Raw genomic sequence first — 13,670 nt, forward strand, 5'->3', positions numbered from 1 at the left:
TAACATTTACAATAAAGGAAAAAATCGATGTTTGATAAATTATTTATTAGTTTAGCTGGACTTCAGTTTGTTGCAGCGGGAGCGAAAGAACCGGCGGCTTTGCCGAATGTATTATTTATTCTGGCTGATGATTTAGGCTGGATGGACACAGCGGTATATGGCAGTACGTTTTATGAAACACCGAACATCAACCGGCTGGCAGAACAGGGAATGCTGTTTACACAGGCATATACCGCCAGTCCCCTCTGTTCACCGACGCGCGCCAGTATTTTGACTGGTCTTTATCCGGCTCGGCTCGGCTTGACTGCTCCGAACTGCCACATCGGCGAGCCTAACTTTATCTGCCATCTGCCGGCACAGGCGCCTGCAAACAGAAAAGTGCTTGTCCCCGTCACGGTGAATCGTCTGCACGAGAAATATTATACGCTGGCGGAGGCGTTCAGGGATGCCGGTTACCGGACGGCGCATTTCGGCAAGTGGCATTTGGGTGCGGAACCGTATTCGCCGCTGGAGCATGGATATGAGGTGGATATCCCGCATTGGCACGGGGCGGGACCGGCGGGCAGTTATATTGCGCCATGGAAATATCCGGGCAAATTAAACTTCACCGGCGCGCCCGGTGAAAATGTTGAAGACCGCATGGGCAGTGAAGCCGTTCGGTACATTCAACAGCACCGGAACGAACCCTGGTATTTGGCGTACTGGGCATTTTCTGTTCATTGGCCGATGGGGTCTGATGCCGGTCTGATTATGAAATACGAGGAAAAACTGAAGACGATGCCGGACAGCGCGCAAAACCATCCGGTCATGGGAGCCATGATTGAGGTGCTGGACCGGAACATCGGGCGGATGCTGGATGTGCTGGATGAAACCGGGCAAACGAAAAATACAATTGTCATTTTTACTTCGGATAACGGTGGTGCGCACTTCAGTGATGCCGTCACCCAAAAACCGTCAACGAGTAATGCGCCGTTGCGTGCCGGAAAAGCGACGGTTTATGAAGGCGGAATCCGTGTTCCGTTAATTATAAAATGGCCGGGACGCATTGATGCCGGAAAACAAAGTCCCGCGCCGGTTTGCAGTGTTGATTTTTATCCGACACTCATGGAACTCACCGGCGTTAAACCGGAGGAACCGGTAGTGTTTGACGGAGTCAGTTTTGCTTCCGTTTGTTATGGCGGCGCGCCGGCGGATCGTGAAATTTTCTGTCATTATCCGCATGATACGCCGCTCTCCGGCGGGATTCCATCCTCGTCTATCCGGGTTGGAAACTGGAAGCTGATTCGCAATTGTTGCGACAACTCTGATAATACCGACCGGTTTGAGCTGTATAATCTCGCCGATGATATCGGTGAACAGCATAATCGGTACGTGCAACATCCGGAAACTGCAGAAATGTTAGAAATTCGTCTTCAGCAGATTTTGGATGATACCGGTGCGATTATTCCTAAGTTGAATCCGGCATATGTTTCGCCGGGATCAACGAAAACCGCATGGCGGGATTCCCACAGCGTCTATTTTTATACCGGCCAGGACGGCATTGTTTTTCCGGCAGATGATCCGCGCATTCTTACGGTGGACGTACCGCATCAGCCGGGACCGTTCACCATTACGCTTCAGCTCCAGTCTGACCAGTCCTTTGCCGGACAGGTTGAACCGGTATGGGATACCGGCAGGCCTGCCAAAACCAGAGAGATTCTGCCGTTCCAATATACAACCGCCGGCAGTGTTCAAACACAGTCTGTTATCACTGCCTCCGCCGGTGAACTGTTCAGTTTATGGATTAATTGCGCGAACGCAACCGCGCCAGTCTATCTGAAGTCTGTTGTACTTCAATCGGGCGGTGAAGAAATCAGAAAATGGATTTTTACAAATTAAATAATAGAGCATTTTCCGTTTAATTTGCAGCACCGTGCGGATCAGATACCCTGTCTGCTCATTTCCCATGAAAAAGGCAGACAAGAGTGTCTGCCTCACATCCTATAGATTTAAGTGTTCATGTTATTGATCGAACCGCCATTCATTTACAGTTGTTTTTGCGCCGGTTAACCGGATGGAGTGAATGACGATCTGCTGATCTTTATACGGCATAATAAGCCGGAGGTGGGTAATCTGACTTCTCTTTTCCGGTAATGCTACCGTCAGAGTTTGTTTGCCGGGGTTGAATGAAAAATCAGATTTATTCCCCGTGATGAAATCGCGGTCACGTTGCACCCGCCAACTGACCATTCCTTCACCACCGGCTTCTGCGGTTAACTCAATTTCGATTGCCGCCGGAACCGGAACCGCCAGTTTTTGAGCTGTAATAAACGGCGGTTTTCCGGATGCGTCTGCAAAAACCCGGATTCCTTCCGGCATTTTTTTTATCAAACCGCTGCGTGCGATCCAGCCGTCGACGGAGTCACCCTGTGTTCCTGCCGCAGCGGTCGGCGTCGTCGGATCGCCGGATTTTTCTGCGGGTTTTTTCTGTGCCGGGGCCGGGGTTGCACCATAATAGGTGTCTTGAAAGTATTTGTCTGCTGCTACAAGGGTGTTCGGCAGTCCCGGAGGATTTTGCTGCCCGGCAAATGCCTCCAGTTTTTTCCGCAGCCGGGCCGCGATTTCAGGATGCTGATCCAGAACGTTTTCCGTTTCCGGTGCAGTGCCGACATTGTTGAAAAGCATCCATGAGTCCGGTGCGACAAACCACAGTTTCCAGCCATCTTCCAGAATAGCTGCCTGTGAACGCCAGCGCCAGTAGAGTGTTTCGTGCGGAACGCCGGTGCGTTCACCCGTCAGAAACGGAATCAGATTGACGCCGTCCATTTCTGCGGGAACCGGCTGTCCGGAAAGTGCAACGGCTGTTGCGGTTGCATCCATTGCGATCACCGGATTTGTGTATACAGTTCCAGCCGGAACGGTTCCCGGCCACGCCATGATGAACGGGGTGCGAATGCCGCCATCGGTAAGCATGCCTTTTTCACCAACATTCGGTGTGTTGATTGATCCGTTCCATGCGCCGGGACGCATTGGCGCGCCGTTATCTCCGATATAGAAAATAACCGTTTTTTCGGTCAGTCTTTTTTCTGCCAGAAACTGCCGGATGCGCCCAAGACCGTCGTCCACTGCGGCAATGGAGGCAAGTCCCATTCGGCGGGTTTCATCCGGAACATCCTGGAACCGGGCCATATATTTTTCAGGACGTTCGAGCGGAACGTGCGGCGCGAAATAGGCGAGGTAGAGAAAGAACGGTTTTTTATCGGAAACCCGGCGGGACATAAAAGAGATGGCGGCATCCGTTTGCACATCAATCCGGTAGCGGGGATCTTCGATTTTTTTCGGCGCATCGGACAGAAGTTTTCCGGCGAGATCGATGTTGGCCTCATAACTACGCATCGCGCCGTACCAGTATTCATCAAAACCGCGATTGCGTGGATTATATGCGCCGGCGGGCTGGACACCATCGCGATCTTTTCTGCTTTCGCGGGTCGGTTCCAAATGCCATTTGCCGACCATACCGGTGACGTAACCGGCGGCTTTCATCCGGTCAGCCACAGTTTTTTCGGAGAGCGGCAGCGGGCCGTCGTGGTTGGTTTCCATATCGAACCGTGTTTGATAACGTCCGGTGATGATTCCGGCGCGCGACGGAACGCATTGCGGAGCAGTGGTATATCCTTGTTGAAAGAGAACCCCGTCCTTCGCCAGTTGGTCAGCGAACGGCGTTTTTACATCGGTTTGACTGGATTGAATGCCGATATCCGCCCAGCCGTGGTCATCGGTATAAATAATGATGACATTCGGTTTTTCCAGCACTGCCGCCGCACCGGAAATTCCGCTGCTTAAAAACAGCGCGCCGGATATACTCTTAACGGTTTTTGTAATCTGTTGATTATAAAACATATTCTTCATACTTCTCTTTATTGATTATGTTTACTGTTCGTTAAATATCTATAAAAATAAAATCATTCTGTCTAGCGCACAAATTATGAAAATTAATGAATAAATTTTAATTAAAAAAACAGTTGCATAAAAGATAACGTTTACAGTATACATATATTAAAGAAGGGACGCACGTCAGGAAGTGTGTCCACTGCAGTTCAAAAATACTCAAAAGGAGAAAGCATGAAGAAGGCATGTATCATTGCAGCGCTGCTAAACGCCGGAATTGCGATGGCGGCATCAACCACGAATATATTCATCGGGCCCAACAGGACAATACAGACTCCCGCAGCTTGGAGCAGTGGCACGGCTCCGACCGACAGCTCAAATATTGATGACTGGTTGATCGGCGGGGTGACGGTTAATACTTCCGGTCCTTTAGTTAATAATGGAGCAACATTGTATGCTGATAAAATATGGATCACCGCCGCTGCAAACGGATTTAATACGGGCGGAACAGTTCTCGATGTCGCGTTTAGATCCGGCAATAACGGTATATCTGTGCAGTCTGGTTTTGATCTCGCGGCCGGCCTTACCAATACGGTATTTCTTGATGGAACAACCTGGCGCACAGAAGGCAGTAATCCGGTTATTTTTACACATAACGGAGATGGCTTATTAAAAATAAGCAACAACTGGTCAACGGCCGGCGTCTCGTTAGTGTACAAAGGATCGGCACTTAATAATGTGGAATTTGCCGGGGCTTCAACATATACCGGCGGAACGGTGCTGGATAATGTTTCAGCGTCGGTGACCGCCGGAAATGCGATCGGCGCAGGGACGGTTACGCTCACGAACGGCACAGTGCTGGATTTGCAGAACCGGGCAATGAATAATAAAATTATCGCTGCCGCCGGAAGCGATACAGAAGTGAAAACGATTAGTCAGAACAGGACAGGAGATATTGTTGTCGATGGAACGCTGACTCTTAATCAGACATCCGGATCCGGCCAGGCCGGCTGGAACGGCGCAATACAGATGAATTCCGGTTCACAGCTGGATATCCTGAATTCGGGGGGCGGTGGAAACACCTCAGTTAACGGTGCACTCACCGGAGACGGGACATTTCAGACATCTGTTCAGGCCTTGACGATTTTAAATGAAAACTTCGATGCCAGCGGGTTTACGGGCACAATTGTCAGCCGCGGTACGACGCAATATCGCGGCGGTAATCTCGGAACCGTCGGAATTACATTAAATAACGCTGCCAACTTCCGGGCATTTTTAATGACGTCTGATTCGGAAATTGCGGTATTAAACCGCTTTTCAGTTACCGGTAATTCCCGCCTCGCGGTAACCGCTACAAGCGGTCTTGCAGGAAACTCCACATTTTCATTACACGATGATATCGTGTTTAACGCAGATGCTGCATTAACGCTGGAAGCCGGCGGAAACGCAGATAATACGTCTGCTGCGAATGTGTTGAATATTTATGGCGTTATCCGTGAAGCTGAAGCGTCCGGAAAAACCGGGTCTGTCGCTATAGACAATCACTGGACAGTCAATTATTATTCGAATTCCATAGTAAAATTTCATGCCGCTAACACATATAGCGGGAAAACCGATATTGCGTTCGGCCGGCTGCAGCTGGTTGACGATGGCTCAATTGATCACACTGCAGAAATTTCATTGGCGGCGGATGGAGTTTTTGATGTCAGCACCCGTACCGGCGGATCCTATACATACGGCGGAATACTTTCCGGCGACGGGCTGGTTGTTGGCGGGATCACACTGAGCGGCCAGCTCAATCCCGGAACAAGTCCCGGCGAACTGACGTTTGATGGTGCATTGACGCTGGCGGGACCGTCCGTTACCACGCTGGAAATCGGAGATCTTCTTTCCGGAAATAATACGGACAGCCTGACATTTGAAAACGGCTCAACGCTCGTGTTTGATTTTACCGGCGCCACCGTTAATGAAAATGATGAATTTGAATTTTTCAAAAACTGGAACGCGCTGGTTAATAACGGGGTTGACATTCAGGTGCGCGGCCTGACCGGCCTTGACGTCGACAGCAGTACATTGTTCTCGGACGGAAAGATCACCGTTATGATTCCTGAACCGGCCACACTCGGCATGCTGCTCGCCGGCCTGCTGATGGCATTTTTTGTCCGGCAGAACAGAGATCCAAGGTAAGAACATTAACAGAGCGTCTCCCGCTGTACAGCGGGAGACGGCGATTGATTGAGGGTTCTATGAAAAATCTACCAGGACTGTTGGTTTTTTTCAGTGTGATGCTGTCAGGTGTAAATATTTTTTCCGGCGAAAAAATAATTTTTAAAGACACGTTCAATAGCGGCCTTAGCTATGCGACAAACGATCTGAATTATAACTGCGCAGTTCGGCAAAGCGAAGGTGCAGTAGTCTCAACATACACCGCCGGGAGTGCGAACCACGGACTGACGGATGACGAAAGAATGCTTATCGGCAATAACGCGACCCGGCTGAATACAAATCTCATCAGTTATATCTCCGGCGGCAATTTTACACTGTCGGTGGATGTTCAGCGGCATTCGACAGATAACGGCTGGGGGTCCGTTTTTATAACCAGCGGTGTGGAAGCAAACCGCGGATCCAGTGTTTTCGGATTTCACCGGTTTAATAATGGAACGATCGCCGTTTATTCCGGTGACAGGACGCAAACGGCTCAGACATATCAGCCGGCAGATCTTCAGGCGAAATATCCGGCGTATGGCGCAAATAAAAGTCATACGCTGAAGCTTGTTTCAACCGCCGGTAACGATGGACTGTGCCAGACGGAGTTTTTTATTGATACTGAGAGTATCGGTACATTCTCCTATCGTTTTCCGGGAACTACAGAACGGATTATTCAAATGCACACTTCCGCCGGAACGATAAGGTTCTATCTCGATGATTTGACCGTGAGCGTGCCGGATCTGAGAACGCTGGGGCTTTATATCATTCACCAATGAACTTCATGTTGAAATCAGCTTCGGCAGAACGGCTGAATACAGTACGGAAGAATCAGAAACAACTGGAAAAGCTGCTTATGAAAAAAACAGATAAAATGAAATTTATGCTGGCAGGCTGCATTCTGTTTACAGTTGCAGGCTTTGCCGGAGAACAAATTATTTTCAAAGATACCTTTGAGTCCGGGCTGAAATTTACTTCAACAAAGAATCTGAATCAAAACTATACTGAACGGCAGCGTGAAGGACAGATTACCGCAACCTATATTCCCGGAAGTCCCGGGCATGAGCTTTCGGATGATGGAAGACTTATCATTGGAAACGGGGCGACCCGGCTGAATACAAATCTTATCAGCTGGATTTCCAGCGGTAATTTTACACTGTCGGTTGAAACACAGCGGATTTCTGCAGAAAACGGTTGGGGATCTGTTTTCATGACCAGCAGTGCGGAGGCCAAGCGCAATGCCAGTGTTTTCGGATTTCACCGGTTCAATAATGGAATGATTGCCGTTTATTCCGGTGACAGGACGCAAACGTCTCAGACATATCAGCCGGCAGACCTTCAGGCGAAATATCCGGCATATGGTGCAAATAAAAGCCACACGCTGAAACTTGTTTCAACCGCCGGTGACAATGGACTGTGCCAGATGGAGTTTTTTATCGATAATAAGAGTATCGATACATTTTTCTATCGTTTCCCGGGAACAAAAGAACGGATTATTCAGATGCAGACATTCGGTACATCAATGCAATTCTGTCTTGATAATTTAATGATTACGGTGCCGTAAAAATGAATTTTTTTCTGAAATCAATTCCCGTTGCCGTCGCCGGCGGGAGTATCGCATGGTCGGCGGCAGAGCAGCCGAACATCATTATTATTTTTACGGATGATCACGGCTTTACCGATCTGGGCGTGCATGGAGTGGATCCGAATGTCAGAACGCCGGTACTGGATTCTCTGGCGAACGGCGGCGCGCTGATGCGGAACGGATATTGTACTGCGCCGCAGTGTGTGCCGTCGCGAGCGGGGCTGATGTCCGGGCGCATTCAGAATACTTTTGGAACTCGCGATAATGGAATCATTTCTCGCGCCGGCGCTGTCCCGCTGGATGTGCCGACACTGGCGGAACGCCTTAAGACCCTCGGTTACCGCACCGGTATGGTCGGGAAATGGCATTTAAATCCGCTGCCTGAAGCAGGGATTCCTGCTGTTTCCTACCAACCGGCACAACGGGGGTTTGATGAATACTGGAACGGTGCAAACACAAAATATCAGGCAAATTTTGATCTGAACGGAAACACAGTTCATCCGCCGCAAACGATCACTGACGGGCGCAATCGCGTAGTCGTTCAGGGGGAAGCGGCGCAGGCGTTTATTCAGCGGAATCATGCCGAGCCGTTTTTCCTGTATCTCGCACTGTATGGCCCGCACTGGCCGCGTATTTCAGCGGACGATCCCTATTACCAAAATTTTCCGGTGCTGGATTATCCGAACTACAGTCCAGAGATGGATGATATTCGCCGGTTCGGACTCGCACTGGTTCATGCAATCGACGATGCCGTCGGTGGTGTAATGCTGAAACTGCGCGATCTCGGTCTGGAGGAAAACACGTTGATCCTGTTCTCCGGAGACAACGGCGCACCGCCGAAATTCTGGAACGCCGTCGGCGGTGCTGTGACATTGGAAAGCTGGACCGGCTCGGAAAATGTGCCGCTGCGCGGCGAAAAAGGGTCACTGTGGGAAGGCGGTATCAAGGTTCCAATGTTTGCATATTGGAAAAACCGGATTCCGGCAGGACAGGTGATTGAAGAGCCGGTCAGTACACTCGATTTTGCGGCGACCGTCATCAATCTGGCCGGAACCGGAATTCCGCCGGAGTTTGACGGCGCAGATATTCTACCGCATCTGACCGGTGCGGCGGATTCCATCCAGCGCGCCACACCGCTGTTCTGGGACTGGGGACAGGAGATCGCTATGCGCAAAGACGACTGGAAAATCCACCGTATCGGCGCACGCAAAAGTCTCTTTAATCTGGCGGAGGATCCGCTGGAGCTTTACGATTTAAAATATCAGCATCCGGAAAAATTTCAGGAAATGGAAGCAGATCTGATGGCGTGGTATAATGCGTTACCGCCGGCGGGGCGCTCGCCGCTGATTGAAAAGGGCGACAATCTGTATGTAACCGGCGCGCCGGACGGTACGCCGCCGGATGAACGGTTTCTGATTCCGTATACAAATGCTGCGCCGGCGGCTTATCCGGCGCCGCTGCTCTCACCGGACGCGCCGCCGGATGAAAAACCGCCGGAACCGTCCGTCCGGTTCGAGTTTGATTCCGCTGGAGATTTTGAAGGCTGGATTCCTGTGAATGACGGTTTTCTTGATCACGCGGAAGTGAGCGGCGGCATACTCTCCGGCAGAATGAAATCCAATCAGGGAAAGCTGGAACTGCGGCAGGTTAGATTCAGCGCAGATCGTTTTTTCGCGGTGGATGTTCGTATTAAATCCCCCGCCGGTTCCGCTTTAACATTCCGCTGGGGACATACCGGTGACGATACTTTTCATCAGTCCCGGACGTTGTCGATTTCTTATTCTTCCGGGGAATGGCAGACGGTACGGATTCCATTGCAGGGACATTCTGAGTGGGACGGGAAAACAGTTACCCGGCTGCGGCTGAATCCGGTGAATAAAGAAGCGGATTTTGAAATCGACTGGATTCGCGCGCAGAGTCATCCGTCCGGATTCCTTTTCCGGGTCGGCGCAAAAGAACAATGAGCCCCTGTAAAAATAATCGCGATAGCGGAGAGTCAAAAGCTGCCGGATGCCGCAGGAATTTGTAGGGAAAGCGGTGGCAGAGCAGCCGCTTTCCGGCGTTCATCCGTAAACACAGAAAGAAGAAGAATGAAACAATCAATTTCACTTGCGGCAATTCCGGCGCTGGCGGCTGCTGTGAGTCAGAGCAAACCGTTGAATATCATCGTGATTCTCGCCGATGACTTCGGCTGGAGTGATACAACACTTTATGGAACCACGGATTTTTTTGAAACACCGAACATCGAACGGCTGGCCGCGCGCGGCATGACGTTCACACACGCATATTCCGCCAGTCCGCTCTGTTCGCCGACGCGCGCCAGCATTTTGACTGGACAGACACCGGCGCGTAACGGGTCCACCGCGCCGAATCATCATCTGCCGGAAATCCGGTTGGAACCGGAAGTCGCAGTGAAAGGGCCGGCCGGTGATAAAGCAAGACAATGTGTAACGGTTACACGGCTTGATACAGCATTTCCAACGCTGGGAAAATTAATTAAAGCAAAAGGATATCGTACCGCACATTTCGGAAAATGGCATCTTGGCGCAGAACCGTACAGTCCTTTGCAGCACGGGTTTGATGTCGATATTCCACACTGGCCCGGCCCGGGGCCTGCCGGCAGTTTTATTGCGCCATGGAAATTTCCGGCGTTTAAAGAAAAGAAAGCCGGCGAACATATTGAAGACCGCATGGCCGCCGAAGCCGTGGCATGGATACGCTCTGTCGCATCCCGTCCGTTTTATATGAACTACTGGCAGTTTTCAGTGCATGCGCCGTTCGATGCCAAAGATGAACTGATTGAAAAATACCGGCATAAGATCGACCGGAATAATCCGCAGAATTCGCCGACGTATGCGGCGATGGTACATTCGCTGGACGATGCTGTCGGCTCGTTGCTGGATGAAGTGGATCGACTGGGCATTGCTGATCGTACAATCATAATTTTTTATTCGGACAACGGCGGAAATATGTATAACGGTATCGAAGAAACGGATTCAGATAGAAAACCGTTTGTTGCAACACCGACAAGCAATGCACCGCTGCGCGGCGGCAAAGCAACAATCTTTGAAGGCGGTATCCGTGTGCCGTGCGTGGTGGTCTGGCCTGGAGTGACAGCACCCGGCAGCCGCTGTGATGCACGCATTCAATCCACGGATTTATATCCGTTCATTCTCAATGCGCTCGGGATTTCTTTGCCGAAAAATTATTCTGTTGACGGTGTCGATTTTTCTCCGGCACTGCGCGGAGAAGCATTTGACCGCGGTCCGATGTTTACGTTTTTCCCGCACACTCCTGCCGTCCCTGACTGGCTCCCCCCGTCGGTGGCCGTTCATGCCGGCGACTGGAAGCTGATCCGGCTCTTCCATCAGGGGAAAAACGGTGTGCACGATTATCTTCTTTTCAATCTCGCGGATGATATCGGCGAAAAAAACAACCTTGCGACGGCGATGCCGGAAAAGGTTCACGAACTGGATAAGCGGATCACTGATTATCTTGCCGCCGCCGGTGCAGTGGTCCCTCTACCGAACCCGGACTTTGATCCGTCGAAATATCGACCGCAGGACATCGGTGTGCAGAAAGGCGGATTGAAACTGGTCAAAAAAATTGTGCGGACAGGAACAGCGGTTATGCCGCCGGAAAAAGTCCAGACATTCATTAACGGATGGGAAGCCCGTCCCGGCGATACGTTGCAGCTTGCCATGGAAGATGGCGCTTTAGCTGTTTATTCAACCGGCGGTGATCCCTGGGTTAAAACGGTCGATATTCCGAATATACCGGGGCCGTTTGTACTGGAAATGGAAATCTGTCCGGCGGCCTCCGGTACTCTCCAGGTTTTCGCCGCATGGAATGGGCGGGCGTTTGAAAGAGGCAGTGGAATTGATTATAAAGTGTCATCGGCAGGGAAATGGGTTACGATTATTCGGGACGTTCCGTCGGGCGGAGTTCTTACTGCATTAAGAATTGATCCTCCCGGCACTGCCGGAAAGTCGTTACTTCGGAACATCCGGCTGAAAAACAGTTCCGGAAAAATATTGAAAGAGTGGTTTGTTTTAAAAAAATAAAATAATGAAAAATAAATTCTCCGGCGTTTGGATTTGTATGATGTGGTCCGTTTTTTTCTCCGGTGCTGCAATCGGCGCGGAGTGGGTTTATCTGGATAACGGCACCGTGCGGATTGGCGTGGATAAAGCGCGCGGTGCGTGCATCGGATTTTTTGGTGAAAGTTCTACCCGCCGGAATTTATTGAATCATTACGATGAAGGACGCTTTATTCAGCAATCGTATTACGGCGATCCGGACGGCTCCGACTGGAACGGGAAACCGTGGGTCTACAATCCGATTCAAGGCGGGAACTGGCAGGGGCAACACTCCAAAGTAACTGCTTTTGAAAAAACAGCCGAGAAAATTTATGCGAAAGTGCTTCCCTGCAACTGGGCCGGTGGAGAATTGTGTCCGGAAACCATGATGGAAATGACAATTTCCCTGACCGGCGCGGTTGCACATATCCGTTTTGAAATGAACTATTCCGGTGAAACACAGACTAGGGCTAAGCACCAGGAAATGCCGGCGGTTTTTACGGATGCGGTGTTGTCAAATCTGGTTTATACCACAGACAGAGTGTTGACCCGCCGTGTTCCGGGCTGGCTGAATGAACGTGGAAATGCGCCGGAATGCTGGCTTGCATGGCTGGATCATTCCGATTGGGGCATTGGAATTTATGCGCCCGGTACGCCGGATTTTACCTGTTACCGGTTTTCCGCCGGTGCGGCGGCGCCGGTCGCGGCATCCTGTTCATATGCTGCACCGGTACGAACCTTCGCACTGATAAACGGATTGAATGTTACATATGATGTTTTCCTGACAATCGGAACACTGCAGGAAATTCAGACGCAGTTTACTGAAATCGCAGAAAAAGAATGAACTCAAGAGAACGGGTTTTAACGGCGTTGCATCATGCAGCGCCGGATCGGGTACCGGTTAATTATATGGCAAACTCTGGAATTGACCGGCGGTTGAAAAACCATTTCGACCTTGCACCGGACGATCATACCGGTTTGCGAAAAGCATTGAATATCGATTTTTTTCATTCATTTCCGCTTTATATCGGACCAGCGGTTCATCCGCCGGTTGACGGGTTGAATGTTGATGAGTGGGGCGTGAGAACCCGCTGGGTTGAGCACGGCAGCGGCGGATACTGGGACTTTTGCGATTTCCCGTTGAAGGATGCAGAAGGAGAGGAGCTGTCTCTGCATAAACTTCCGGATCCGGACACTTACGATTATGACGCAGTTGTGTATCAGTTTGAAGCTGAAAAAAATCTGTGCCGGCTTACCGGACATGCCGGTGTTGGGGACATCATCAATCATACCGGACGGTTGCGCGGGATGGAACAGGTGCTTTGCGATATTGCGTTACAGGACGAAGCATACTTTGCGTTAGTTGACCGGTATGTTGAACAGCAGCTGACAGTCTATGAACGGCTGTTTTCAAAGGCCAAAGGGCAGATTGACCTGTTTTGGATGGGAGAAGACCTTGGAACGCAGATTGCACCGATTATCAGTCCGGTGATGTATCAGGAACTGATTAAGCCGCATCACAAAAAATATGCTGATCTGGCCGCGACGTTTAATATTCCGGTCATGATTCACAGTTGCGGATCCAGCAGCTGGGCGTTTAACGATTTTATTGAACTGGGAATTTCGGCGGTTGATACGCTTCAGCCGGAAGCAGTCAATATGTCGCCGGAATATTTGAAAAAAACATTTGGTAACCGGCTGGCATTCCACGGATGTATTTCCACGGCGGGCGTGCTGGCCGGCGGAACCGTTGAAGACGTGATTGAGTGCTGCAGGAATACATTGGATGTCATGATGCCCGGCGGCGGTTACTGTTTTGCGCCGACGCATATGATTCAGGACAATTCGCCGGTGGAAAATGTGCTGGCGATGTATAAAACCGCCAACGAATACGGAGTCTATAAATCATGACATCGCAGGAACGTATTGACGCA

The 13,670-nt window shown here is 50.6% G+C and carries 9 protein-coding genes; 8 read left to right on the forward strand and 1 reads right to left on the reverse strand.

Annotation, left to right across the window (positions count from 1 at the left end; translation table 11 throughout):
- Window positions 1-27 precede the first annotated feature (27 nt).
- The gene (locus WC959_05770) at window positions 28-1,878 is read left to right on the forward strand and encodes a sulfatase (protein ID MFA5688636.1); all 1,851 of its coding nucleotides are present in this window, start codon (window positions 28-30) and stop codon (window positions 1,876-1,878) included.
- 123 nt (window positions 1,879-2,001) lie between these two features.
- Here WC959_05770 and WC959_05775 read toward each other — a convergent pair whose 3' ends face one another.
- Window positions 2,002-3,888 carry a sulfatase-like hydrolase/transferase gene (locus WC959_05775; GenBank protein MFA5688637.1) on the reverse strand — a complete coding sequence of 629 codons (1,887 nt, stop codon included), beginning with the start codon at window positions 3,886-3,888 and terminating at the stop codon, window positions 2,002-2,004.
- A gap of 213 nt (window positions 3,889-4,101) precedes the next feature.
- Here WC959_05775 and WC959_05780 point away from each other — a divergent pair, with 213 nt between their 5' ends.
- The 7 genes from WC959_05780 (at window position 4,102) to WC959_05810 (ending at window position 13,647) form a co-directional block, all read left to right on the forward strand.
- Entirely contained in the window at window positions 4,102-6,054 is a 1,953-nt protein-coding gene (locus tag WC959_05780) for a PEP-CTERM sorting domain-containing protein (GenBank protein MFA5688638.1), read from the forward strand.
- Between the two features lie 59 nt (window positions 6,055-6,113).
- Entirely contained in the window at window positions 6,114-6,851 is a 738-nt protein-coding gene (locus WC959_05785) for a hypothetical protein (protein ID MFA5688639.1), read from the forward strand.
- Window positions 6,852-6,928: 77 nt separating this feature from the next.
- Complete coding sequence (locus WC959_05790) at window positions 6,929-7,636, forward strand: hypothetical protein (protein ID MFA5688640.1); 708 nt, start codon at window positions 6,929-6,931, stop codon at window positions 7,634-7,636.
- 2 nt (window positions 7,637-7,638) lie between these two features.
- Window positions 7,639-9,621 (forward strand): sulfatase-like hydrolase/transferase, encoded by a 1,983-nt coding sequence (locus WC959_05795; GenBank protein MFA5688641.1) that lies wholly within the window; start codon window positions 7,639-7,641, stop codon window positions 9,619-9,621.
- A gap of 126 nt (window positions 9,622-9,747) precedes the next feature.
- Entirely contained in the window at window positions 9,748-11,721 is a 1,974-nt protein-coding gene (locus tag WC959_05800) for a sulfatase (GenBank protein ID MFA5688642.1), read from the forward strand.
- A 37-nt stretch (window positions 11,722-11,758) separates the two neighbouring features.
- Entirely contained in the window at window positions 11,759-12,580 is an 822-nt protein-coding gene (locus WC959_05805; protein ID MFA5688643.1) for a hypothetical protein, read from the forward strand.
- Window positions 12,577-13,647: a uroporphyrinogen decarboxylase family protein gene (locus WC959_05810; GenBank protein MFA5688644.1), complete on the forward strand. Its 1,071-nt coding sequence runs from the start codon at window positions 12,577-12,579 to the stop codon at window positions 13,645-13,647. The genes WC959_05805 and WC959_05810 overlap by 4 nt, the downstream gene beginning before the upstream one ends.
- Window positions 13,648-13,670 lie beyond the last annotated feature (23 nt).

It is taken from the genome of Kiritimatiellales bacterium (genome assembly GCA_041656295.1).
Classification (GTDB): domain Bacteria; phylum Verrucomicrobiota; class Kiritimatiellia; order Kiritimatiellales; family Tichowtungiaceae; genus Tichowtungia.

Coding starts and splice junctions, on each gene's coding strand:
- WC959_05770 (MFA5688636.1), top strand. CDS start 28: ATGTTTGATAAATTATTTATTAGTTTAGCTGGACTTCAGTTTGTTGCA.
- WC959_05775 (MFA5688637.1), bottom strand. CDS start 3,888: ATGAAGAATATGTTTTATAATCAACAGATTACAAAAACCGTTAAGAGT.
- WC959_05780 (MFA5688638.1), top strand. CDS start 4,102: ATGAAGAAGGCATGTATCATTGCAGCGCTGCTAAACGCCGGAATTGCG.
- WC959_05785 (MFA5688639.1), top strand. CDS start 6,114: ATGAAAAATCTACCAGGACTGTTGGTTTTTTTCAGTGTGATGCTGTCA.
- WC959_05790 (MFA5688640.1), top strand. CDS start 6,929: ATGAAAAAAACAGATAAAATGAAATTTATGCTGGCAGGCTGCATTCTG.
- WC959_05795 (MFA5688641.1), top strand. CDS start 7,639: ATGAATTTTTTTCTGAAATCAATTCCCGTTGCCGTCGCCGGCGGGAGT.
- WC959_05800 (MFA5688642.1), top strand. CDS start 9,748: ATGAAACAATCAATTTCACTTGCGGCAATTCCGGCGCTGGCGGCTGCT.
- WC959_05805 (MFA5688643.1), top strand. CDS start 11,759: ATGATGTGGTCCGTTTTTTTCTCCGGTGCTGCAATCGGCGCGGAGTGG.
- WC959_05810 (MFA5688644.1), top strand. CDS start 12,577: ATGAACTCAAGAGAACGGGTTTTAACGGCGTTGCATCATGCAGCGCCG.